This is a genomic window from Citrobacter sp. RHBSTW-00570 (assembly GCF_013739755.1).
Classification (GTDB): Bacteria; Pseudomonadota; Gammaproteobacteria; order Enterobacterales; family Enterobacteriaceae; genus Citrobacter; species Citrobacter braakii.
This window is the reverse complement of record NZ_CP056399.1, coordinates 3,245,278-3,268,868: the sequence shown is the minus strand read 5'-3', so window position 1 is coordinate 3,268,868 and position 23,591 is coordinate 3,245,278. Positions and strand designations below refer to the sequence as shown.

The window sequence follows — 23,591 nt, the reverse complement described above, 5'->3', positions numbered from 1 at the left end:
AAAGCGCGCAATGATACGGGTTTTAAATGAATGGCGCTATCGTCGCCGGAGTTCAGACGTAAATAAAAGTATTAGCTATGCTTTCCTACAGCCAACCACGTTTAGAGCATAATAATGAAAGCTTTCGATTTACACCGAATGGTACTTGATAAGGTGCCCATGGATTTTCTGGGAGAAGTTGCTCTGCGCAGCCTCTATACCTTTATATTGGTTTTTCTGTTTTTAAAAATCACCGGACGTCGCGGCGTACGCCAGATGTCGCTTTTTGAAGTGCTGATTATCCTTACGCTGGGGTCCGCGGCGGGAGACGTGGCATTTTATGATGATGTCCCGATGCTGCCGGTGCTGGTGGTCTTTATTACGCTTGCTGTGCTGTATCGGCTGGTTATGTGGCTGATGGCGCATAGCGAGAAAATGGAGGATTTGCTGGAGGGCAAGCCCGTTGTGATCATTGAGGACGGCGAGCTGGCATGGTCGAAGCTCAATAGCGCCAATATGACGGAATTCGAATTCTTTATGGAATTGCGTTTGAACGGCGTGGAGCAATTGGGACAGGTGAGACTGGCCATCCTGGAGACTAATGGGCAAATCAGCGTCTATTTCTTTGCCGATGAAGACGTAAAGCCGGGGCTCAGTATTTTGCCTAAACGCTGTACACAGCGATTTAAAGTGATACCTGAAGCTGGGGACTATGCCTGTATACGGTGTAGTGAAGTGGTGCAAATGAACGCCGGAGATCATCAATTATGTCCACGCTGTGCAAATCCAGAATGGTCGAAGGCCAGTCGGGCAAAACGGGTCACCTGACAGCGAAAATCTCGGTTTTTACCCGTCAATCCGATAGATTCTGTTGTGTGACCAATGACACATTTTTACCCTGGTCAGTTTTACCCATTGCGGCGCGTGTCACTGAATGATAAAACCGATATCCACAGGAATAACTTATACCAATGTCTGTCACCGGATTATCGCCAATGACAGGATGTTGATTGGACAACAACACAACGTGGTGAGGGGAAATGGCTCAGGTCTTCAATTTTAGTTCAGGTCCGGCAATGTTACCGGCAGAAGTACTTAAACTGGCTCAACAGGATCTTCGCGACTGGAACGGTCTTGGCACGTCGGTGATGGAAATTAGCCACCGTGGCAAAGAATTCATCCAGGTCGCAGAGGAAGCGGAGCAGGATTTTCGCGATCTTCTCAGCATCCCCTCCAACTATAAAGTGTTGTTCTGCCATGGCGGTGGGCGCGGGCAGTTCGCGGGTATCCCGTTAAATATTCTGGGTGACAAAACCACGGCGGATTACGTTGATGCCGGTTATTGGGCCGCCAGCGCAATTAAAGAAGCGAAAAAATACTGTACGCCAAACGTTATCGACGCCAAAGTCACCGTTGACGGACTGCGTGCTGTTAAGCCAATGAGCGAATGGCAGCTTTCTGACAACGCGGCGTATTTGCACTATTGCCCGAATGAAACCATTGATGGCATTGCGATCGATGAAACGCCGAATTTTGCCAGCAATGTGGTGGTTACGGCGGATCTGTCCTCTACCATTCTTTCCGCACCGCTTGACGTGAGCCGTTATGGCGTAATTTATGCCGGGGCGCAGAAAAACATCGGCCCGGCCGGGCTGACCATTGTCATCGTACGTGAAGATTTGCTGGGTAAGGCTCATGTGTCATGCCCGTCAATCCTCGACTATACCGTGCTGAATGACAACGACTCCATGTTCAACACGCCGCCAACCTTTGCCTGGTATCTGTCTGGCCTGGTCTTTAAATGGCTGAAAGAGCAGGGCGGTGTTAACGCGATGGATAAAATTAACCAGCAAAAAGCGGAACTGCTGTACGGCGTAATCGATAACAGCGATTTCTACCGTAACGACGTGGCAAAATCGAACCGTTCACGCATGAACGTACCGTTCCAGCTTGCTGACAGCGCCCTGGATAAACTCTTCCTGGAAGAGTCTTTCGCTGCGGGTCTGCACGCGTTGAAAGGGCACCGTGTGGTCGGCGGTATGCGCGCGTCCATCTACAATGCAATGCCGCTAGAAGGTGTAAAAGCGCTGACCGATTTCATGGTCGATTTCGAGCGCCGCCGCGGTTAATCTGCTGTATTTTCATCCCCACAGCCAGTCTGTGGGGTTTTTATGTCTGTTTTTGAGAGTCGAGTTTCATGGAATCCCTGACGTTACAACCCATTGCGCGGGTGGATGGCACCATCAATCTGCCTGGATCCAAAAGTGTTTCTAACCGCGCTTTGCTGCTGGCTGCATTAGCAAATGGCACCACTGTCCTGACCAACCTGCTGGACAGCGATGATGTCCGCCATATGCTTAATGCTCTGAATGCGTTAGGAATTAGCTATACCCTTTCTGCCGACCGTACGCGTTGCGAGATTATCGGCAATGGCGGCGCGCTGCATGCCGAAGGCGCAGTAGAACTGTTCCTTGGCAATGCCGGAACCGCAATGCGCCCACTGGCCGCTGCGCTGTGTCTGGGCAGTAATGACATCGTGTTGACAGGCGAACCGCGCATGAAAGAGCGCCCGATTGGCCATCTGGTTGATGCGTTACGCCAGGGCGGAGCCAACATTGAATACCTGGAGCAGGAAAACTATCCGCCTTTACGTCTGCGCGGTGGCTTTACCGGAGGACAGGTTGAGGTAGACGGCAGCGTATCCAGCCAGTTCCTGACTGCGTTGCTGATGACTGCGCCACTGGCGCCGCAGGATACGACGATCGCCATTAAAGGCGAGCTGGTATCCAAACCTTACATTGATATCACACTGAACCTGATGAAAACGTTTGGTGTTGAAATTGAGAATCAGAACTACCAGCGCTTTGTTGTGCAGGGTCAGCAGCAGTATCAGTCACCGGGTGCATATCTGGTTGAAGGCGATGCTTCTTCCGCTTCCTATTTTCTCGCGGCGGGAGCCATTAAAGGCGGTACGGTAAAAGTCACCGGGATTGGCCGCAACAGTATGCAGGGTGATATCCGCTTTGCTGATGTGCTGGAAAAAATGGGCGCGACCATTACCTGGGGCGATGACTTTATTGCCTGTACTCACGGTGAGCTGAACGCGGTAGACATGGATATGAACCATATTCCCGATGCGGCGATGACCATCGCCACGGCAGCGCTGTTCGCTAAAGGCACCACGACCTTACGTAACATCTATAACTGGCGCGTCAAAGAGACCGACCGCCTGTTTGCGATGGCGACCGAGTTGCGTAAAGTGGGCGCGATCGTTGAAGAGGGCGAAGACTATATTCGTGTCACACCACCGGCGACGTTACAGTTTGCGGAGATCGCGACCTACAACGATCACCGCATGGCGATGTGTTTCTCGCTGGTGGCGTTGTCTGACACGCCGGTGACCATTCTGGACCCTAAATGTACCGCCAAAACCTTCCCGGATTATTTCGAACAGCTGGCGCGTATTAGTACACCTGCCTGATCCTCACATCTGACGATCGCGCTCCGCATATTCGTGAGCGCATAGCTGCAGATAAAAAGTAAATCAGTGTCATCTTCCGGGCTGGTTTCTCGCCAGCCCGCTATAATTGCGCAATTCTTCCTCATATCGTTACAGACTAATCGGGTTTTTACACTCTGTGTTAACGATTATTAGCGTTGGCGCGTATAATGCGCGGCGTTCACGTTAACGTATGCCCGTTTAAGGAGAAAAAGATGACGGCAATTGCCCCGGTTATTACCATTGATGGCCCAAGTGGTGCAGGAAAAGGCACCTTGTGCAAGGCAATGGCGGAAGCATTGCAATGGCATCTGTTAGATTCAGGCGCGATCTACCGCGTACTGGCGCTCGCAGCGTTGCATCACCATGTTGATGTCACATCTGAAGATGCTCTGGTACCGCTTGCCTCACACCTGGATGTGCGTTTTATCTCAACGGACGGCAACCTGGAAGTCATTCTGGAAGGTGAAGATGTCAGCGGCGAAATCCGCACCCAGGAAGTAGCGAATGCCGCATCTCAGGTCGCTGCGTTTCCTCGCGTACGCGAAGCGCTGTTACGCCGCCAACGCGCGTTTCGTGAAGCGCCCGGCCTGATTGCCGACGGACGAGACATGGGGACCGTGGTGTTCCCGGATGCACCAGTGAAAATTTTCCTGGACGCCTCCTCGCAAGAACGTGCGCATAGACGTATGCTACAGTTGCAGGAAAAGGGCTTTAGTGTTAACTTTGAACGCCTTTTGGCCGAGATCGAAGAACGCGATTTCCGCGATCGTAACCGTGCTGTAGCGCCGCTGGTTCCCGCTGCTGATGCTTTAGTTTTGGATTCAACCCGATTAAGCATTGAGCAAGTGATTGAAAAAGCGTTACAATACGCGCGCCAAAAACTGGCACTCGCTTAAGTGCGACCGAATTTGCAGTACCCCCGTTGCAATGGATTGACAGCGGGTATGTTAAACAACCCCATCCGGCATGGAGCCAGGTGGACGTTAAATATGAAACCTGAAGATTAAACATGACTGAATCTTTTGCTCAACTGTTTGAAGAATCCTTAAAAGAAATCGAAACCCGTCCGGGTTCCATCGTTCGTGGTGTTGTTGTTGCTATCGACAAAGACGTAGTACTGGTTGACGCTGGTCTGAAATCTGAGTCCGCCATTCCGGCAGAGCAGTTCAAAAACGCCCAGGGCGAGTTGGAAATCCAGGTTGGTGACGAAGTTGACGTTGCTCTGGATGCAGTAGAAGACGGCTTCGGTGAAACCCTGCTGTCCCGTGAAAAAGCTAAACGTCACGAAGCTTGGATCACGCTGGAAAAAGCTTACGAAGAAGCTGCAACCGTTACTGGTGTTATCAATGGCAAAGTCAAGGGTGGCTTCACTGTTGAGCTGAATGGTATTCGCGCGTTCCTGCCGGGTTCCCTGGTAGACGTTCGTCCGGTCCGCGACACGCTGCACCTGGAAGGCAAAGAGCTTGAATTCAAAGTAATCAAGCTGGATCAGAAGCGTAACAACGTTGTTGTTTCCCGTCGTGCCGTTATCGAATCCGAAAACAGCGCAGAACGCGATCAGCTGCTGGAAAACCTGCAGGAAGGCATGGAAGTTAAAGGTATCGTTAAGAACCTCACTGACTACGGTGCATTCGTTGATCTGGGTGGCGTTGACGGCCTGCTGCACATCACCGACATGGCATGGAAACGCGTTAAGCATCCGAGCGAAATCGTAAACGTTGGCGACGAAATCACTGTTAAAGTGCTGAAGTTCGACCGCGAGCGTACTCGTGTATCTCTGGGCCTGAAACAGCTGGGCGAAGATCCATGGGTAGCTATCGCTAAGCGTTATCCGGAAGGTACCAAACTGACTGGTCGCGTGACCAACCTGACCGACTACGGCTGCTTCGTTGAAATCGAAGAAGGCGTTGAAGGCCTGGTTCACGTTTCCGAAATGGATTGGACCAACAAAAACATCCACCCGTCCAAAGTTGTTAACGTTGGCGATGTAGTGGAAGTTATGGTTCTGGATATCGACGAAGAACGTCGTCGTATCTCCCTGGGTCTGAAGCAGTGCAAAAACAACCCATGGCAGCAGTTCGCGGAAACCCACAACAAGGGCGACCGTGTTGAAGGTAAAATCAAGTCTATCACTGACTTCGGTATCTTCATCGGCCTGGACGGCGGCATCGACGGCCTGGTTCACCTGTCTGACATCTCCTGGAACGTTGCAGGCGAAGAAGCAGTTCGTGAATACAAAAAAGGCGACGAAATCGCAGCTGTTGTTCTGCAGGTTGACGCAGAGCGTGAGCGTATCTCTCTGGGCGTTAAACAGCTCGCAGAAGATCCGTTCAACAACTGGGTTGCACTGAACAAGAAAGGCGCAATCGTAAACGGTAAAGTCACTGCAGTTGATGCTAAAGGCGCAACCGTAGAACTGGCTGACGGCGTTGAAGGTTACCTGCGCGCTTCTGAAGCTTCCCGCGACCGCGTTGAAGATGCAACTCTGGTTCTGAGCGTAGGCGACGACGTTGAAGCTAAATTCACCGGCGTTGATCGTAAGAACCGCGCAATCAGCCTGTCTGTTCGTGCTAAAGACGAAGCTGATGAGAAAGATGCAATCGCAACTGTTAACAAACAGGAAGATGCTAACTTCTCTAACAACGCAATGGCTGAAGCTTTCAAAGCAGCTAAAGGCGAGTAATATCGAGTGCTCCTAAATCCTTTGTGCTGTTAACAGCACAAAGGGTGATGAGTAGCTTGACAGATTACAGGATTCGTCCTGTAATCAATGACAAAGGGCGGCTAAGGCCGCCCTTAATCAATGCAGCAGCTAATTATGCCTTTAAGGAACCGGAGGAATCATGACCAAGTCAGAATTGATTGAAAGACTTGCAACCCAGCAACCTCATATTCCCGCGAAAGCGGTTGAAGATGCAGTTAAAGAGATGCTGGAACATATGGCCTCGACTCTTGCGCAGGGCGAGCGTATTGAAATCCGCGGTTTCGGCAGTTTCTCTTTGCATTACCGCGCACCGCGCACCGGACGTAATCCGAAGACCGGCGATAAAGTGGACCTGGAAGGAAAATACGTTCCGCACTTTAAACCAGGTAAAGAACTGCGCGATCGCGCCAATATTTACGGTTAAGTTTTTAGCGAGACTTAACGCCGAGAAAAGCACCCGCATGGGTGCTTTTTTCATTTCTGCCAGCCCATCCTGGAATCCCCATCCCAGTTAATTTGCACGTTACAAGCGCCGCTAAATGTTAGCGGAATGCATACTGTATAACGCTAAATTGGCACCAGACAACCGTCGAACATTACTGCACACTTCCTGCTACAGGGAGGTGACTGATGAAAATAACAACGGTTAGTACGAGTGCATTATTCGGCATTCTCCCGCTTATGCTATTACCTGCGTTACCTGACATGCTGTGCATCGGCGTTATATTTGGTCTGGCAATTCTGCTCTGTCTTATTTCTCACAGCCCTGTACGTTTCGTCGGATTAACCCTGCTATTTTTTCTTTGGGGAGTTCTGGCTGCGAAAGATGCGCTGTGGGCCGGTAATACGCTGCCTGCAAAAAGCCAGCAGGCCATCGTGCGGATAACCGGAACCGATAATAGGACAACGCATTACGGCCAGATCACGCATCTGCAGGGGAAGCGGGTATTTCCTGTCATCGGAATTACTCTGTATGGGCAGTACCTACCCGGCAACGTTTGTGCGGGCCAGACATGGGCGATGACGTTGAAGGTTCGTGCCATACACGGTCAATTGAACGAGGGCGGGTTTGATAGCCAGCGTTATGCATTGGCGCAGCACCAGCTGCTGACGGGAAGATTTTTGCAGGCTTCGGTTATCACACAACAATGCAGTTTGCGTTCGCGGTATCTCTCCTCGTTGAAAAGCGCGCTCGCAGACTATCCCTGGCAGCAGGTTATACTGGGCCTGGGAATGGGGGAGCGCTTGTCCGTGTCACAAGCGGTGAAAACCATTATGCGTGATACCGGTACGGCCCATTTGATGGCTATCTCCGGGCTGCATATTGCATTTGCCGCACTTCTGGCAGCAGGATTAATTCGCGCGGGGCAATTTTTTATGCCAACCAGATGGATTTGCTGGCAGGTTCCGTTAGTTGGCGGGATCGTCTGCGCAACATTCTATGCCTGGTTAACGGGGCTACAGCCCCCGGCATTACGTACGGTTGTTGCGCTACTGGTCTGAGGAGGGCTAAAACTCAGCGGCAGGCAGTGGAGTGGATGGTCGGTGTGGATCTGCTGTCTGGCAGCCATTCTGGTGGTGGATCCTGTCGCCATTCTTTCACAAAGTCTGTGGTTGTCTGCTTTTGCCGTTGCGGCGCTGCTGTTCTGGTATCAATGGGTTCCGATGCCGGATTGGCCGCTGTCGCGCATTGGACGCCAATTTCTGGCGCTTGCTCATTTGCAATTGGGAATTACGCTCCTGCTTCTGCCTGTGCAAATCGCGATGTTTCACGGTTTTAGCCTGACCTCATTTCTGGCGAATTTGTTTGCTGTACCGCTGGTTACGTTTATTTCCGTACCATTGATATTAGCAGGCATGATCGTCCATTTAACCGGGCTGGCGATGGTTGAGTCGAACCTATGGTATTTAGCGGATCGCTCCCTCGCGCTATTATTTTGGGGGCTCAGGAGCCTGCCTGAAGGGTGGATCAATATTGATGCACGTTGGCAATGGCTTGCATTTGTACCCGGACTCCTGCTCATCGCATATCGGCTGAACGCGTGGCGAACTATACCGGTAGTTTGCGTCACTGTGCTCCTTTTACTGAGCGCCCCGTTCTGGCGAACGCTACGTACTGATGTCTGGCAAGTGCATATGCTGGACGTCGGGCAGGGGCTGGCGATGGTCATTGCGCGCAATGGGAAAGCGATTCTTTACGATACCGGTCTGGCATGGCCTGAAGGCGATAGCGCGCAACAGCTGATTATTCCATGGCTACGCTGGCACAACCTGGAGCCAGAAGGCGTTATTTTAAGCCATGAGCATATGGATCACCGGGGCGGGTTGCGTTCGCTGCAGCAAGCCTGGCCGTCGCTATGGATAAGAAGCCCATTAGGTTGGGAAGGGCATCTCCCGTGTTTACGCGGGGAGCGCTGGCAATGGCAAGGGTTAACCTTTAGTGCGCATTGGCCCGTGCGTGGAAATAAAGATCTGGGGAATAACCACTCCTGCGTGGTTAAGGTCGATGACGGGCATCAGAGTATTCTGCTGACCGGAGATATTGAGTCTCCCGCTGAACAAAAAATGCTCAGTCACTACTGGCAGCATCTGCAGTCTACGGTGATACAGGTTCCACATCATGGTAGCAATACCTCATCATCGCAGGCGCTGATTCAGCGGGTCGGCGGGCAGGCCGCGTTAGCCTCCGCATCCCGTTACAATGCCTGGCGTCTCCCGTCCAGGAAAGTGAAGCAATGTTATCGGCAACAAAATTATCAATGGCTGGATACACCACACCAGGGGCAGATTACGCTGGATTTTTATCAAAAAAACTGGCGAATAAACAGCTTGCGGGATCAGATTTTACCTCGTTGGTATCATCAGTGGTTTGGCGTGTCGGAGGATAACGGGTAGAATATGCGGCTATTCTAACAAATGCTGGTTTTTTGAATGCATAACGATAAAGATCTCTCTACGTGGCAGACGTTTCGCCGACTATGGCCAACCATAGCGCCTTTTAAATCGGGTCTGATCGTGGCGGGTATAGCGTTAGTCCTTAACGCGGCCAGCGATACCTTCATGTTATCGCTCCTTAAGCCATTACTGGATGATGGTTTTGGTAAAACGGATCGCTCGGTGCTGCTGTGGATGCCGCTGGTGGTCATTGGACTGATGATAGTTCGTGGCTTAACCAGCTATGTCTCCAGCTATTGCATCTCATGGGTATCAGGCAAAGTGGTCATGACCATGCGTCGCCGCCTGTTTGGCCATATGATGGGCATGCCGGTCTCCTTTTTTGATAAACAGTCTACAGGTACGCTATTGTCACGTATTACCTATGATTCAGAGCAGGTCGCGTCATCGTCCTCCGGCGCGCTGATCACGGTGGTACGTGAAGGGGCCTCAATTATTGGCCTGTTTATCATGATGTTTTATTACAGCTGGCAGCTGTCATTGATCCTGATTGTGCTGGCACCGATTGTATCAGTGGCAATCCGTGTGGTTTCCAAGCGCTTTCGTAGCATCAGTAAAAATATGCAAAACACTATGGGTCAGGTTACGACCAGTGCTGAGCAGATGCTGAAAGGCCACAAAGAAGTTCTGATTTTTGGTGGTCAGGAAGTCGAAACTAAGCGCTTTGATAAAGTCAGCAATAAGATGCGTTTGCAGGGCATGAAGATGGTTTCCGCCTCTTCTATCTCCGATCCTATCATCCAACTGATTGCGTCTCTGGCTCTGGCCTTCGTGTTGTATGCAGCCAGCTTCCCAAGCGTAATGGAAAACCTGACTGCAGGGACAATTACGGTTGTCTTCTCCTCAATGATCGCGCTGATGCGTCCGTTGAAATCGCTGACCAACGTCAACGCGCAGTTCCAGCGCGGTATGGCGGCCTGCCAGACCTTATTTACGATTCTGGATAGCGAGCAGGAAAAAGATGAAGGTACACGCGAAATCGAACGCGCTACCGGCAATCTCGAATTCCGCAACGTGACATTCACCTATCCGGGACGTGAAGTACCTGCGCTGCGCAACATCAACCTGAATATTCCAGCGGGGAAAACCGTTGCCCTGGTTGGCCGTTCGGGCTCAGGGAAATCCACCATCGCCAGCTTGATCACGCGCTTCTATGATATTGATGAAGGGCAGATTCTAATGGACGGACACGATCTACGTGAATATACCCTGGCATCCTTGCGCGATCAGGTCGCGTTGGTTTCGCAGAATGTGCACCTGTTTAACGATACGGTTGCCAACAACATCGCCTACGCGCGTACCGATTTGTACAGCCGTGAGCAGATCGAAAAAGCGGCGAAAATGGCTTACGCCATGGATTTCATCAATAAGATGGACAATGGCCTGGATACGGTGATTGGCGAAAACGGCGTCCTGCTTTCTGGTGGTCAGCGCCAGCGTATCGCTATTGCCCGCGCCTTGTTGCGTGACAGTCCGATTCTGATCCTTGATGAAGCAACGTCGGCACTCGATACCGAGTCTGAACGCGCAATTCAGGCTGCTCTGGATGAGCTTCAGAAAAATCGTACCTCCCTGGTGATTGCTCACCGCCTTTCTACCATTGAACAGGCGGATGAAATCATCGTGGTGGAAGACGGTATTATTGTTGAGCGCGGAACCCATAGCGAGCTGATTGAGCAGCGTGGGGTGTATGCACAATTACATAAAATGCAATTCGGTCAATGATCGCTCGAATCTGGTCTGGTGAGTCGCCGCTGTGGCGACTGTTACTCCCGCTCTCCTGGCTGTATGGCCTGGTGAGCGGGGGGATCCGCTTATGTTACAAGCTTGGGATTAAACGCGCGTGGCGTGCACCAGTCCCGGTTGTGGTGGTCGGAAACCTGACCGCGGGTGGCAATGGCAAAACACCCGTGGTGATTTGGCTGGTTGAACAACTGCGTCAACGTGGGATTCGCGTGGGCGTGGTGTCGCGTGGTTATGGCGGGAAAGCGGCTGCTTACCCGCTGTTACTGACCGCAGATACCACTACGGCAGAAGCGGGTGATGAACCTGTGCTGATCGCCCAACGTACCGGCGTGCCCGTAGCGGTATCCCCGGTAAGATCGGATGCGGTCAAAGCCATTTTGGCCCAACACGATGTGCAGATTATTGTGACGGACGATGGGCTACAGCACTACCGTCTGGCGCGAGATGTTGAAATCGTGGTTATTGACGGAGAACGTCGGTTTGGCAATGGCTGGTGGCTTCCCGCGGGTCCCATGCGGGAACGCGCAGGCCGGCTTAAATCGGTGGATGCGACTATCATTAACGGTGGCGTTGCGCAGCCAGGGGAAATCCCTATGCGACTTGAACCGGGGCTGGCCGTTAATTTACGTACGGGTGAACGCCGCGATGTGTCGCAGCTGTCCAATATTGTCGCCATGGCGGGCATTGGCCATCCACCGCGTTTTTTTGCCACGCTGGAAGCATGCGGTGCCAGCGTGCAAAAAAGCATTGCGCTGGCAGACCATCAGTCTCTGACCTACAGTGACGTCAGTGCGTTTGCAGACGCCGGGCAAACGCTGGTGATGACGGAAAAAGATGCGGTTAAGTGCCGTGCATTTGCCGATGAAAACTGGTGGTATTTACCTGTTGACGCTCATTTGTCAGGCGATCGGCCTGATATGTTGCTGGATAGCTTAATCTCGCTGACTCGCTAACTGATTCACGCTGCGGCAGCGAATCATTTATGAGGCCATAAATGTCGTTGCCGCGTCTTTCTTTGACGGATGCCCGTCATCTTCACCTTGCCGCTCAAGGGCTGCTGAAAAAAACACGCCGTCGGGCAACCCCAGCAGATATTCTTGCTACCATTTCGCGCATGTCGTTATTGCAAATCGATACCATCAATATTGTGTCGCGCAGCCCTTACCTGGTGCTGTTTAGTCGGTTGGGTGATTATTCGCCCCAGTGGCTGGATGACGCATTGCAGCGGGGCGAACTGATGGAATACTGGGCGCACGAGGCCTGCTTTTTGCCGCGTAGCGACTTTATGCTGATACGTCACCGCATGCTGGCCCCGGAGAAAATGGGCTGGAAGTATAAAGCGGAGTGGATGAAAGAACATGCGCATGAGATTGAGCAACTGCTCCAGCACATCCAGCATAACGGACCAGTACGCTCTGCCGATTTTGAGCATCTGCGCAAGGGGGCCAGCGGCTGGTGGGCATGGAAACCGCATAAGCGTCATCTTGAAGGCCTGTTCACCGCCGGGAAAGTGATGGTGGTGGAACGGCGTAATTTCCAGCGAGTGTATGATTTAACCCATCGCGTCATGCCGCACTGGGATGATGAACGCGACCGGCTTTCACAGGAAGAAGCTGAAAGCCTCATGCTGGATAACAGTGCCCGCAGTCTGGGGATTTTTCGCGAACAATGGCTGGCAGACTACTATCGCCTGAAGCGTCCGGCGCTAAAAAACTGGTGCAACGTACGTGCACAGCAGCAACAGATTATTCCTGTCGATGTCGAAGGGTTAGGAACCCTGTGGCTGCATAGCCACCTTCAGCCGCTGCTGGAGCAGGCATTGACGGGTAAATTAACGGCGACGCATAGCGCAGTATTATCACCCTTTGATCCGGTGGTCTGGGATCGTAAACGGGCAGAGCAGCTATTCGATTTTAGTTATCGTCTCGAATGTTACACGCCAGCACCGAAACGTCAGTATGGTTATTTCGTCTTGCCGCTGCTGCATCGCGGGCAGTTAGTTGGGCGGATGGATGCCAAAATGCACCGCAAAACGGGCGTACTGGAAGTGATTTCGCTGTGGTTACAGGATGGCGTCAAACCTGGGGTTACTCTGCAAAAAGGATTGTTTCAGGCGATTGATGATTTTGCCCGCTGGCAGCAGGCAACACGTGTGACGCTGGGACGCTATCCTGAAGGTTTATTTGCTGATGCACGCCATGGTTGGGAAATAGACCCAGCACGGTAAGCGATTATGTTAATATTTACGGATTCACAATCCGGTCCATCTGGAGGAACTATGGATCATCGTCTGCTTGAAATCATTGCCTGCCCGGTATGCAATGGCAAACTCTGGTTTAACCAGGAAAAACAGGAACTGATTTGTAAACTGGATAACCTTGCTTTCCCACTGCGTGATGGCATTCCCGTGTTACTGGAAACCGAAGCTCGCGTTCTGACTGCTGATGAGAGTAAATCATGAGTTTTGTGGTCATTATTCCTGCGCGTTATGCGTCCACACGTTTGCCGGGCAAGCCGCTGCTGGATATCAATGGCAAGCCGATGATCGTGCATGTGCTGGAGCGTGCGCGTGAATCTGGCGCTGAACGTATTATTGTTGCGACCGATCACGAAGATGTCGCTCGCGCGGTAGAAGCGGTGGGGGGTGAAGTATGCATGACCCGCGCCGATCACCAGTCCGGTACGGAGCGTCTGGCGGAAGTCGTCGAGAAATGTGGCTTTAGCGATGATACCGTTATTGTGAACGTACAGGGTGATGAGCCGATGATCCCTGCGGTCATTATTCGCCAGGTCGCTGAAAATCTGGCACAGCGCCAGGTCGGTATGGCGACCCTTGCTGCACCGATTCACAGTGCGGAAGAGGCATTTAATCCGAATGCGGTGAAAGTCGTTCTGGACGCCGAAGGTTATGCGCTCTATTTTTCACGCGCGACCATTCCGTGGGATCGCGACCGTTTCGCTAAAAGCCTGGAAACGGTGGGTGACACCTTCCTGCGACATCTGGGTATTTACGGCTATCGCGCCGGTTTTATCCGCCGTTATGTTAACTGGCAGCCCAGCCCGCTTGAGCATATTGAAATGCTGGAGCAGCTACGTGTGCTGTGGTACGGCGAAAAAATTCATGTTGCCGTCGCAAAAGAAGTACCCGGTACCGGCGTAGACACTGCCGAAGATCTTGAGCGCGTTCGCGCCGAAATGCGTTAGTTTTTCTCACGACACTCCCCTGAGGACGCCAATTTTTGGGAGGAGTGTCGTATCGTTACGCTTTCCCGCCATTTTTCTTTTCATCAATTGATCTCATCCGGGTGACATCTGTCTGCACGACGCTCATTATGAAAGCAGTAGCATTTATGAGGGCAATCCGAAATGGAACAGTTGCGTGCCGAACTCAGTCATCTGTTGGGTGAAAAACTCAGTCGTATAGAATGCGTGAATGAAAAAGTGGATACGGCCCTGTGGTCACTGTACGACAGCCAGGGAAATCCGATGCCACTGATGGCGAGAAGTTTCACCACGCCGGGTATGGCGCAGCAGTTGGCATGGAAAACCTCCATGCTGGCGCGCAGTGGTACGGTGCGTATGCCCGTCATTTATGGGGTCTTAACCCACGAGGAACATCCCGGTCCTGATGTGCTACTGCTTGAGCGTTTACGTGGGGTGCCGGTGGAAGCGCCTGCCCGAACGCCCGAACGCTGGGAACATTTAAAAGATCAGATCGTAGAAGGTCTGCTGTCATGGCATCGGCAGGATAGTGCTGGTTGCGTGGGAATGGTGGATAACACGCAAGAGAATATCTGGCCATCCTGGTATCGTCAGCGGGTTGAGGTGCTGTGGACCACGTTAAATCAGTTCAACAATACCGGACTAACGATGCAGGACAAGCGGATCCTGTTTCGCACCCGTGAGTGTTTGCCTGCCTTATTTGAAGGATTCAATGATAACTGCGTGCTGATCCACGGTAATTTCAGTTTACGTAGCATGCTCAAAGACGCCCGTAGCGATCAGCTTCTGGCTATGGTGGGACCGGGGTTGATGCTGTGGGCGCCAAGGGAATATGAACTGTTCCGCTTGATGGATAATGCGCTGGCGGAAAGCCTGCTTTGGCAATACCTGCAGCGCGCGCCAGTGGCGGAGTCATTCATCTGGCGGCGCTGGTTGTATGTGTTATGGGATGAAGTGACGCAACTGGTCAACACCGGACGCTTTAATCGTTCCAACTTTGACCTGGCAACGAAATCATTGCTGCCGTGGCTCGCATGATAAACATGTGAACATCTTATCAGGCAATATTCCTGTCAATGTTCCGATCCTTTCAGCCACTGCCAGATGCGTCCCAGGGTTTCGTAACCAACGCGATCGCTGTGCATCAACCAGACGGGCGAAGGTATAGCGCGCTCCCACGGATTAAGCGGTGAATCAATTGCTAACTGATTGGCTGGCGCTGGCAGCGGATGCAAGCCGGCCTGCTGGAAGAAGATCATCGCCCGCGGTAAATGGGAGGCAGAGGTTACCAGCAGGAACGGCGCATTGCCGATGGCCTTCTTTACCGCTGCGGCTTCTTCTTCGGTATCTTTGGGGTGATCCAGGGTGATGATTTCATTGGCTGGCACCCCCAGCGACTGCGCAACTCGGGCACCAGCTTCTGCGGTACTGACGTTATTCGTCTTTGCGGCAGCGCCGGTAAAGATGAGCTTCGATCCCGGGTTTGCGCGCCATAGGCGAATACCTTCATTCAGACGTGGAAGGCTGTTGCTGATCAGATTTGAACTCGGTGCCCACTGCGGATTCCAGGTATACCCTCCGCCCAGCACCACAATATATTCCACTTTTTGCGAACCTTGCCACGTTGGATAACTGTCCTCAATCGGTTTCAACAGGCTGTCGGCGACGGGCTGTAAACTAAGGAGTAACAGTGCCAGCCAACTCAGGCTAATACACACTTTCCCTGTTTTTTGAAAGCGACTGAACCAGACCAGCGCCAGGCCAATACCCATCATAATTAGCATCAGTGGCAGCGGCAGCATCATACCGCCAATCACTTTCTTCAGCGTAAAAAGCATCCTTTTTGGTTCCTTTTTTAACCATACAGCAGGGGATCTGCAGGGATATTACACCAGGAAGGTTCATTCTCGGCGTGGGTGTGACAAAATAGCGGTTTTACTTAGTCACCCTAAAGCCAGTATGCGGAGAGCCCGATGCGGGATCGCAATTTTGATGACATTGCAGAGAAGTTTTCCCGTAACATTTACGGCACCACCAAAGGTCAATTAAGACAGGCTATCCTTTGGCAGGATCTGGATCGATTACTGGAAATGTTCGGTGAGCAAAAACTGCACATTCTGGATGCCGGTGGTGGTGAAGGGCAAACGGCCATCAAAATGGCGCAACGAGGACATTTCGTCACATTATGCGATCTGTCTGGCGAGATGATCGCCCGAGCGCAACAGGCGGCAGAGGCAAAAGGTGTGAGCGGGAACATGCATTTTATACAATGCGCTGCTCAGGATGTTGCTTCGCATTTGGAAAGCCCGGTTGATCTGATATTGTTTCATGCTGTGCTGGAGTGGGTGACAGATCCGGTCAACGTGTTGCAGACTCTGTGGTCAGTATTGCGTCCTGGCGGCGCGCTGTCGTTAATGTTCTACAATGCTAACGGTCTGTTGATGCATAACATGGTCGCAGGGAACTTTGACTATGTGCAGGTGGGGATGCCGAAACGTAAAAAGCGCACGCTTTCACCGGACTACCCGCGCGATCCGGGGCAGGTCTACCAGTGGCTGGACGAGATCGGTTGGCAGATAACCGGTAAAACGGGCGTCCGCGTGTTTCATGATTATCTGCGAGATAAACATAAACAGCATGACGACTTTGAAATGTTACTTGAGTTAGAAACGCGCTATTGCCGCCAGGAACCGTATATCAGCCTTGGGCGCTATATTCATGTCACCGCGATTAAAAGTTCGGCCCGAGCCGCAGATGCAAGGATAATTTATGAGTGAATTTTCCCAGACAGTCCCCGAACTGGTTGCCTGGGCCAGAAAAAATGACTTCTCCATCTCTCTGCCGGTAGACAGACTTTCGTTCCTGCTGGCGGTCGCGACCCTGAACGGTGAGCGACTTGACGGCGAGATGAGTGAAGGTGAGCTGGTGGATGCGTTCCGCCATGTGAGTGATGCGTTTGAGCAAACCAGCGAAACCATCGGCGTACGCGCCAACAACGCGATCAACGATATGGTGCGTCAACGTCTGCTGAACCGCTTTACCAGCGAGCAGGCGGAAGGCAACGCTATATATCGTTTAACGCCATTGGGAATTGGCATCACGGATTACTACATTCGTCAGCGTGAATTCTCTACGCTACGTCTTTCAATGCAGCTGTCGATTGTTGCAGGTGAACTAAAGCGCGCGGCGGATGCGGCAGCGGAAGGTGGCGATGAGTTCCACTGGCATCGCAACGTCTACGCGCCATTGAAATACTCGGTGGCGGAGATTTTCGACAGTATCGATCTGACCCAGCGCATCATGGATGAACAGCAACAGCAGGTAAAAGACGACATCGCACAGTTGCTTAATAAAGACTGGCGGGCGGCGATCTCCAGCTGTGAACTGCTGCTCTCTGAAACGTCTGGTACGCTGCGTGAACTGCAGGATACGCTGGAAGCGGCGGGGGATAAGCTACAGGCTCACCTGCTACACATCCAGGACGCCACGATGACGCATGACGATTTGCATTTCGTCGATCGGCTGGTATTTGACTTACAAAGTAAGCTCGACCGCATTATCAGTTGGGGTCAGCAGTCCATTGATTTATGGATCGGCTACGATCGTCACGTGCATAAGTTTATCCGTACCGCGATCGATATGGATAAAAACCGCGTCTTTGCCCAGCGTCTGCGCCAGTCCGTGCAGACATACTTTGACGATCCGTGGGCGCTAACCTATGCCAACGCCGATCGTCTGCTGGATATGCGTGACGAAGAGATGGTGCTGCGTGACGAAGAGGTCACCGGCGAGCTTCCGGAAGATCTGGAATATGAAGAATTTAACGAGATCCGTGAACAGTTGGCGGCGATCATCGAAGAACAGCTGGCTATCTACAAATCCAGACAAACACCACTGGATCTCGGTTTGGTCGTGCGCGAGTATCTGGCGCAATACCCACGTGCGCGTCATTTCGACGTCGCGCGCATAGTTATCGATCAGGCGGTACGCCTTGGCGTAGCGCAAGCAGACTTCACCGGACTGCCAGCCAAATGGCAGCCGATTAATGATTACGGAGCCAAGGTACAGGCGCATGTCATTGACAAATATTGAACAAGTGATGCCGGTAAAGCTGGCGCAGGCGCTGGCGAATCCGTTATTTCCGGCGCTGGACAGCGCCTTACGTTCGGGCCGCCATATCGGTCTGGATGAACTGGATAATCATGCCTTCCTGATGGATTTTCAGGAATATTTTGAAGAGTTTTACAGCCGCTATAACGTGGAATTGATCCGTGCGCCGGAAGGGTTCTTCTACCTTCGCCCGCGTTCAACGACGCTCATTCCCCGTTCGGTCCTGTCTGAACTGGACATGATGGTCGGTAAAATTCTTTGCTATCTCTATCTCAGCCCGGAACGCCTGGCGAACGAAGGGATTTTTACCCAGCAAGAGTTGTACGACGAGCTGCTAACGCTGGCTGATGAAGCGAAGCTGCTGAAACTGGTGAACAACCGTTCAACCGGTTCGGATGTTGATCGCCAGAAGCTACAGGAAAAAGTTCGTTCTTCGCTAAACCGTCTGCGCCGTTTAGGCATGGTGTGGTTTATGGGTCACGACAGCAGCAAATTCCGTATTACGGAATCAGTCTTCCGCTTTGGCGCGGACGTGCGCAGCGGTGACGATCCGCGCGAAGCGCAGCGTCGCTTAATTCGTGATGGCGAAGCGATGCCGGTCGAGAACCGCCTGCAGCTCAACGATGAGCCCGAAGAGAATCAGCCGGACAGTGGAGAAGAAGAATAATGATTGAACGCGGTAAATTTCGCTCACTTACGCTGATTAACTGGAATGGTTTTTTTGCCCGTACGTTCGACCTTGATGAACTGGTTACCACGCTGTCCGGCGGTAACGGTGCGGGTAAGTCCACCACCATGGCGGCATTTGTAACAGCGCTCATTCCGGACTTAACCCTGCTGCATTTCCGTAACACCACCGAAGCCGGTGCAACCAGTGGTTCACGTGATAAGGGCCTGCACGGTAAGTTGAAAGCGGGCGTCTGTTACTCAATGCTCGACGTCCTCAACTCGCGCCATCAGCGCGTGGTCGTGGGGGTGCGTCTGCAACAGGTTGCCGGTCGCGATCGTAAAGTGGATATCAAACCGTTTGCCATTCAGGGGCTGCCGATGTCGGTGCAGCCAACCCAACTGGTGACGGAAACGCTGAATGAACGCCAGGCGCGCGTGCTGTCCCTCTCTGAGCTGAAAGAGAAGCTTGATGAGATGGAAGGCGTGCAGTTTAAACAGTTCAACTCAATCACCGATTATCACTCACTGATGTTCGATCTGGGCATCATCGCCCGTCGTCTGCGTTCCGCGTCTGACCGTAGTAAATTCTATCGTCTGATTGAAGCCTCGCTGTACGGCGGGATCTCCAGTGCCATTACCCGTTCACTGCGTGACTACCTGCTGCCGGAAAACAGCGGCGTACGTAAAGCCTTCCAGGATATGGAAGCTGCGCTGCGTGAAAACCGCATGACGCTGGAAGCGATTCGCGTAACTCAGTCTGACCGCGATCTGTTTAAGCATTTGATCAGCGAAGCGACCAACTATGTGGCCGCGGATTATATGCGTCACGCCAACGAACGTCGTATCCATCTTGATAAAGCGCTGGAATATCGTCGTGAGCTGCATACTTCACGCAAGCAGCTGGCCGCGGAGCAGTATAAGCACGTGGATATGGCGCGCGAACTGGGCGAGCATAACGGCGCGGAAGGCGATCTGGAAGCTGATTACCAGGCCGCGAGCGATCACCTGAATCTGGTGCAAACCGCGCTGCGTCAGCAGGAAAAAATTGAACGCTACGAAGCGGATCTCGAAGAACTGCAGGTCCGTCTCGAAGAACAAAATGAGGTGGTCGCGGAAGCCGTTGACCGCCAGGATGAAAACGAAGCCCGCGCAGAAGCCGCGGAACTGGAAGTGGATGAGCTGAAAAGCCAGCTTGCCGATTATCAGCAAGCGCTGGACGTCCAGCAAACGCGAGCCATCCAATATACCCAGGCGATCCAGGCGCTGAATCGGGCGAAAGAGCTCTGCCACTTACCGGATCTGACCGCCGACAGCGCTGCTGAATGGCTGGAAACCTTCCAGGCTAAAGAGCAGGAAGCCACTGAAAAACTGCTGACGCTGGAACAAAAAATGAGCGTGGCGCAAACCGCGCACAGCCAGTTCGAACAGGCTTATCAGCTGGTGGCGGCTATCAATGGCCCGCTGGCGCGTGGTGAAGCCTGGAGCGTGGCGCGTGAACTGCTACGGGAAGGCGTTGAACAGCGCCACCTGGCGGAACAGGTTCAGCCGTTGCGTATGCGACTTAGCGAGCTGGAGCAGCGTTTGCGCGAACAGCAAGACGCCGAGCGTCTGCTGGCTGAATTCTGCAAGCGTCAGGGTAAACAGTTCGATATCGATGAGCTGGAAGCGCTGTACCAGGAGCTGGAAGCACGCATCGCCGCCTTGTCGGACAGCGTCTCTTCTGCCAGCGAACAGCGTATGACGTTGCGTCAGGAGCAGGAACAGCTACAGTCTCGTATCCAGCATCTGATGAAACGTGCGCCTGTCTGGCTGGCCGCGCAGAATAGCCTGAATCAGCTTAGCGAGCAGTGTGGCGAAGAGTTTACCTCAAGCCAGGACGTGACCGAGTATCTGCAACAACTGCTGGAGCGCGAGCGTGAAGCCATTGTTGAGCGTGATGAAGTCGGTGCGCGCAAAAATGCAGTTGATGAAGAAATTGAACGTTTAAGTCAGCCGGGCGGGGCGGAAGATCAGCGTCTGAACGCGCTGGCGGAGCGCTTCGGTGGCGTTCTACTGTCAGAAATCTATGACGACGTTAGCCTTGAAGATGCGCCGTACTTCTCTGCGCTGTACGGTCCTTCGCGTCATGCCATCGTGGTGCCGGATCTGTCGCTGATTACCGAGCAGCTTGAAGGGCTGACGGATTGTCCGGAAGATCTCTATTTCATCGAAGGGGATCCGCAGTCGTTTGATGACAGCGTTTTCAGCGTTGATGAGCTGGAAAAAGCGGTAGTGGTGAAAACCGCCGAGCGTCAGTGGCGTTATTCCCGCTTCCCGACGGTGCCGATTTTTGGCCGTGCAGCGCGCGAAAGCCGTATCGAAACCCTGCATGCCGAGCGTGAAGGGCTGTCTGAACGTTTCGCAACGCTCTCCTTTGACGTCCAGAAAACCCAGCGTCTGCATCAGGCGTTCAGTCGTTTCATTGGCAGTCATTTGTCGGTGGCGTTTGAAGCCGATCCGGAAGCAGAAATTCGCCAACTGAATGGCCGTCGCGTTGAACTGGAACGTGCGCTGAGCAATCATGAAAATGATAATCAGCAAAGCCGTATGCAGTTTGAGCAGGCGAAAGAGGGGGTCTCTGCTCTTAACCGCCTTCTCCCGCGTTTGAATCTGCTGGCGGATGACACGCTGGCCGATCGCGTGGACGAAATTCGTGAGCGCCTGGATGAAGCCCAGGAAGCGGCGCGTTTTGTACAGCAACATGGCAACCAGTTAGCCAAACTGGAACCGATTGTTTCGGTCCTGCAAAATGACCCTGAGCAGTTTGAACAACTGAAGGAAGACTACGCGTATTCCCAGCAGATGCAGCGCGATGCGCGTCAGCAAGCTTTTGCTCTGACCGAAGTGGTGCAGCGCCGGGCGCACTTTAGCTATTCCGACTCTGCTGAAATGCTTAGCGGCAACAGCGATCTGAACGAAAAACTGCGTGAGCGCCTGGAACAGGCGGAAGCCGAACGTACCCGCGCCCGTGAAGCGCTACGCAGTCACGCCGCACAGTTAAGCCAGTACAACCAGGTCATGGCGTCGCTGAAAAGCTCCTATGACACCAAAAAAGAGCTGCTTAACGATTTACAACGTGAACTGCAGGATATTGGCGTTCGTGCGGACAGCGGTGCCGAAGAGCGCGCGCGTATTCGTCGTGATGAACTGCATGCGCAGCTCAGCAATAACCGTGCCCGCCGTAACCAACTGGAAAAAGCGCTGACCTTCTGCGAAGCGGAGATGGAAAACCTGACCCGCAGGCTGCGCAAGCTGGAACGTGATTATTTTGAAATGCGCGAGCAGGTGGTTACCGCGAAAGCCGGATGGTGTGCGGTGATGCGGATGGTGAAAGATAACGGCGTTGAACGCCGCCTGCACCGTCGGGAGCTGGCGTATCTTTCCGGTGATGAACTGCGCTCGATGTCGGATAAGGCGCTTGGTGCGCTGCGCCTGGCGGTTGCGGATAACGAACACCTGCGCGATGTACTGCGCATGTCTGAAGATCCAAAACGCCCAGAGCGTAAAATCCAGTTCTTTGTCGCGGTTTATCAGCATCTGCGTGAACGTATTCGCCAGGATATCATCCGTACCGACGATCCGGTTGAAGCGATCGAACAGATGGAGATTGAGCTGAGCCGTCTGACGGAAGAATTAACGTCCCGCGAACAGAAACTGGCGATCAGCTCTCGCAGCGTGGCGAATATCATTCGTAAGACCATTCAGCGCGAACAGAACCGTATTCGCATGCTGAACCAGGGGCTGCAAAGCGTGTCGTTTGGCCAGGTAAACAGCGTTCGTCTGAACGTCAACGTACGCGAGACGCATGCTACCTTGCTGGACGTACTTTCCGAACAGCATGAGCAGCACCAGGATCTGTTTAACAGCAATCGTCTGACCTTCTCTGAAGCGCTGGCGAAGTTGTATCAGCGTCTGAATCCGCAGATTGATATGGGGCAACGTACGCCGCAAACCATTGGTGAAGAGCTGCTGGATTACCGTAACTATCTGGAAATGGAAGTTGAGGTTAACCGTGGCTCTGACGGCTGGCTGCGTGCTGAATCTGGCGCGCTGTCAACCGGTGAAGCGATCGGGACCGGGATGTCTATTCTGGTGATGGTTGTGCAAAGCTGGGAAGACGAAGGGCGTAGACTGCGCGGGAAAGATATTTCTCCTTGCCGTCTGCTGTTCCTGGATGAAGCTGCGCGACTTGATGCACGCTCTATCGCGACTCTGTTTGAACTGTGCGAGCGTCTGCAAATGCAACTGATTATCGCAGCCCCAGAAAACATTAGCCCGGAGAAAGGCACAACCTACAAACTGGTGCGTAAAGTCTTCCAGAATACCGAACACGTTCACGTGGTAGGTCTGCGCGGGTTTGCGCCTCAGTTACCTGAGCCGCTGCCTGGCACCGAAGATGCCTCCTCGCAGGCAAGCTAAATAAAAGGCGGCTAAATGGCCGCCTTCTTTTTTTTCCGGAAATTCTCAATAACTGGTGTAATTTCTTTAAACTTCTTTACATTAGGTTAGGCAAAAATTTTTTCATGTTTATATACTAAAGGTAAGCCTAACGCGTCACAGGCTTGCTCGTCATACTTCAGCTTGTATTGGCGTTTTACAGGTTCGGCCCCGCCAAAATAAGGGGAAGACATACGGCCTGGCTACTCAAAGTATGATAAAAAAACA

17 protein-coding genes and 1 pseudogene are annotated in these 23,591 nt (G+C 52.6%); 17 read left to right on the top strand and 1 reads right to left on the bottom strand.

The window, feature by feature from the left end:
• The first annotated feature begins 114 nt into the window (after positions 1-114).
• The 13 genes and pseudogenes from HV237_RS15600 to HV237_RS15540 all read left to right on the top strand — a co-directional run bounded on the left by HV237_RS15600 (position 115) and on the right by HV237_RS15540 (position 15,146).
• Complete coding sequence (locus HV237_RS15600; RefSeq protein WP_016156114.1) at positions 115-807, top strand: DUF421 domain-containing protein; 693 nt, start codon at positions 115-117, stop codon at positions 805-807.
• A gap of 212 nt (positions 808-1,019) precedes the next feature.
• Positions 1,020-2,108, top strand: coding sequence for a 3-phosphoserine/phosphohydroxythreonine transaminase (gene serC / locus HV237_RS15595; protein WP_016152445.1), 1,089 nt, complete (start codon positions 1,020-1,022; stop codon positions 2,106-2,108).
• Between the two features lie 68 nt (positions 2,109-2,176).
• Entirely contained in the window at positions 2,177-3,460 is a 1,284-nt protein-coding gene (gene aroA, locus HV237_RS15590) for a 3-phosphoshikimate 1-carboxyvinyltransferase (RefSeq protein ID WP_047359383.1), read from the top strand.
• Between the two features lie 233 nt (positions 3,461-3,693).
• Positions 3,694-4,377: a (d)CMP kinase gene (gene cmk / locus HV237_RS15585; protein ID WP_016152447.1), complete on the top strand. Its 684-nt coding sequence runs from the start codon at positions 3,694-3,696 to the stop codon at positions 4,375-4,377.
• A 113-nt stretch (positions 4,378-4,490) separates the two neighbouring features.
• Positions 4,491-6,164 carry a 30S ribosomal protein S1 gene (gene rpsA, locus HV237_RS15580; RefSeq protein ID WP_003035776.1) on the top strand — a complete coding sequence of 558 codons (1,674 nt, stop codon included), beginning with the start codon at positions 4,491-4,493 and terminating at the stop codon, positions 6,162-6,164.
• Positions 6,165-6,324: 160 nt separating this feature from the next.
• Positions 6,325-6,609, top strand: coding sequence for an integration host factor subunit beta (ihfB, locus tag HV237_RS15575; RefSeq protein ID WP_003035780.1), 285 nt, complete (start codon positions 6,325-6,327; stop codon positions 6,607-6,609).
• Positions 6,610-6,815: 206 nt separating this feature from the next.
• A pseudogene (locus tag HV237_RS15570) lies at positions 6,816-9,080 on the top strand (ComEC family protein).
• 36 nt (positions 9,081-9,116) lie between these two features.
• A complete protein-coding gene (gene msbA / locus HV237_RS15565) occupies positions 9,117-10,865 on the top strand; it encodes a lipid A ABC transporter ATP-binding protein/permease MsbA (RefSeq protein WP_046275669.1) in 1,749 nt (582 codons plus the stop codon).
• On the top strand, positions 10,862-11,839 hold the full coding sequence (lpxK, locus tag HV237_RS15560) for a tetraacyldisaccharide 4'-kinase (protein WP_181541570.1): 978 nt from the start codon (positions 10,862-10,864) through the stop codon (positions 11,837-11,839). The genes msbA and lpxK overlap by 4 nt, the downstream gene beginning before the upstream one ends.
• A gap of 41 nt (positions 11,840-11,880) precedes the next feature.
• Positions 11,881-13,113, top strand: coding sequence for a winged helix-turn-helix domain-containing protein (locus tag HV237_RS15555; protein ID WP_016152451.1), 1,233 nt, complete (start codon positions 11,881-11,883; stop codon positions 13,111-13,113).
• A 51-nt stretch (positions 13,114-13,164) separates the two neighbouring features.
• Positions 13,165-13,347 carry a protein YcaR gene (ycaR, locus tag HV237_RS15550; RefSeq protein ID WP_003035793.1) on the top strand — a complete coding sequence of 61 codons (183 nt, stop codon included), beginning with the start codon at positions 13,165-13,167 and terminating at the stop codon, positions 13,345-13,347.
• Entirely contained in the window at positions 13,344-14,090 is a 747-nt protein-coding gene (gene kdsB / locus HV237_RS15545; protein WP_016152452.1) for a 3-deoxy-manno-octulosonate cytidylyltransferase, read from the top strand. The genes ycaR and kdsB overlap by 4 nt, the downstream gene beginning before the upstream one ends.
• A 162-nt stretch (positions 14,091-14,252) precedes the next feature.
• The gene (locus HV237_RS15540; protein ID WP_016156120.1) at positions 14,253-15,146 is read left to right on the top strand and encodes a YcbJ family phosphotransferase; all 894 of its coding nucleotides are present in this window, start codon (positions 14,253-14,255) and stop codon (positions 15,144-15,146) included.
• Positions 15,147-15,181: 35 nt separating this feature from the next.
• Here HV237_RS15540 and elyC read toward each other — a convergent pair whose 3' ends face one another.
• Positions 15,182-15,946: an envelope biogenesis factor ElyC gene (elyC, locus tag HV237_RS15535; RefSeq protein ID WP_019076401.1), complete on the bottom strand. Its 765-nt coding sequence runs from the start codon at positions 15,944-15,946 to the stop codon at positions 15,182-15,184.
• Between the two features lie 135 nt (positions 15,947-16,081).
• Here elyC and cmoM point away from each other — a divergent pair, with 135 nt between their 5' ends.
• The 4 genes from cmoM to mukB are packed head-to-tail and all read left to right on the top strand — an operon-like array spanning position 16,082 to position 23,345.
• The gene (gene cmoM / locus HV237_RS15530; RefSeq protein WP_047359380.1) at positions 16,082-16,885 is read left to right on the top strand and encodes a tRNA uridine 5-oxyacetic acid(34) methyltransferase CmoM; all 804 of its coding nucleotides are present in this window, start codon (positions 16,082-16,084) and stop codon (positions 16,883-16,885) included.
• Complete coding sequence (mukF, locus tag HV237_RS15525; RefSeq protein ID WP_016156123.1) at positions 16,878-18,200, top strand: chromosome partition protein MukF; 1,323 nt, start codon at positions 16,878-16,880, stop codon at positions 18,198-18,200. The genes cmoM and mukF overlap by 8 nt, the downstream gene beginning before the upstream one ends.
• The gene (mukE, locus tag HV237_RS15520; RefSeq protein WP_016152457.1) at positions 18,181-18,885 is read left to right on the top strand and encodes a chromosome partition protein MukE; all 705 of its coding nucleotides are present in this window, start codon (positions 18,181-18,183) and stop codon (positions 18,883-18,885) included. The genes mukF and mukE overlap by 20 nt, the downstream gene beginning before the upstream one ends.
• Positions 18,885-23,345: a chromosome partition protein MukB gene (gene mukB / locus HV237_RS15515; RefSeq protein ID WP_181541569.1), complete on the top strand. Its 4,461-nt coding sequence runs from the start codon at positions 18,885-18,887 to the stop codon at positions 23,343-23,345. The genes mukE and mukB overlap by 1 nt, the downstream gene beginning before the upstream one ends.
• Positions 23,346-23,591: the final 246 nt, after the last annotated feature.

Bases quoted from the DNA above. Each gene is read 5' to 3' on its own strand.
- HV237_RS15600 (WP_016156114.1), top strand. From the start codon at position 115: ATGAAAGCTTTCGATTTACACCGAATGGTACTTGATAAGGTGCCCATG.
- serC (WP_016152445.1), top strand. From the start codon at position 1,020: ATGGCTCAGGTCTTCAATTTTAGTTCAGGTCCGGCAATGTTACCGGCA.
- aroA (WP_047359383.1), top strand. From the start codon at position 2,177: ATGGAATCCCTGACGTTACAACCCATTGCGCGGGTGGATGGCACCATC.
- cmk (WP_016152447.1), top strand. From the start codon at position 3,694: ATGACGGCAATTGCCCCGGTTATTACCATTGATGGCCCAAGTGGTGCA.
- rpsA (WP_003035776.1), top strand. From the start codon at position 4,491: ATGACTGAATCTTTTGCTCAACTGTTTGAAGAATCCTTAAAAGAAATC.
- ihfB (WP_003035780.1), top strand. From the start codon at position 6,325: ATGACCAAGTCAGAATTGATTGAAAGACTTGCAACCCAGCAACCTCAT.
- msbA (WP_046275669.1), top strand. From the start codon at position 9,117: ATGCATAACGATAAAGATCTCTCTACGTGGCAGACGTTTCGCCGACTA.
- lpxK (WP_181541570.1), top strand. From the start codon at position 10,862: ATGATCGCTCGAATCTGGTCTGGTGAGTCGCCGCTGTGGCGACTGTTA.
- HV237_RS15555 (WP_016152451.1), top strand. From the start codon at position 11,881: ATGTCGTTGCCGCGTCTTTCTTTGACGGATGCCCGTCATCTTCACCTT.
- ycaR (WP_003035793.1), top strand. From the start codon at position 13,165: ATGGATCATCGTCTGCTTGAAATCATTGCCTGCCCGGTATGCAATGGC.
- kdsB (WP_016152452.1), top strand. From the start codon at position 13,344: ATGAGTTTTGTGGTCATTATTCCTGCGCGTTATGCGTCCACACGTTTG.
- HV237_RS15540 (WP_016156120.1), top strand. From the start codon at position 14,253: ATGGAACAGTTGCGTGCCGAACTCAGTCATCTGTTGGGTGAAAAACTC.
- elyC (WP_019076401.1), bottom strand. From the start codon at position 15,946: ATGCTTTTTACGCTGAAGAAAGTGATTGGCGGTATGATGCTGCCGCTG.
- cmoM (WP_047359380.1), top strand. From the start codon at position 16,082: ATGCGGGATCGCAATTTTGATGACATTGCAGAGAAGTTTTCCCGTAAC.
- mukF (WP_016156123.1), top strand. From the start codon at position 16,878: ATGAGTGAATTTTCCCAGACAGTCCCCGAACTGGTTGCCTGGGCCAGA.
- mukE (WP_016152457.1), top strand. From the start codon at position 18,181: ATGTCATTGACAAATATTGAACAAGTGATGCCGGTAAAGCTGGCGCAG.
- mukB (WP_181541569.1), top strand. From the start codon at position 18,885: ATGATTGAACGCGGTAAATTTCGCTCACTTACGCTGATTAACTGGAAT.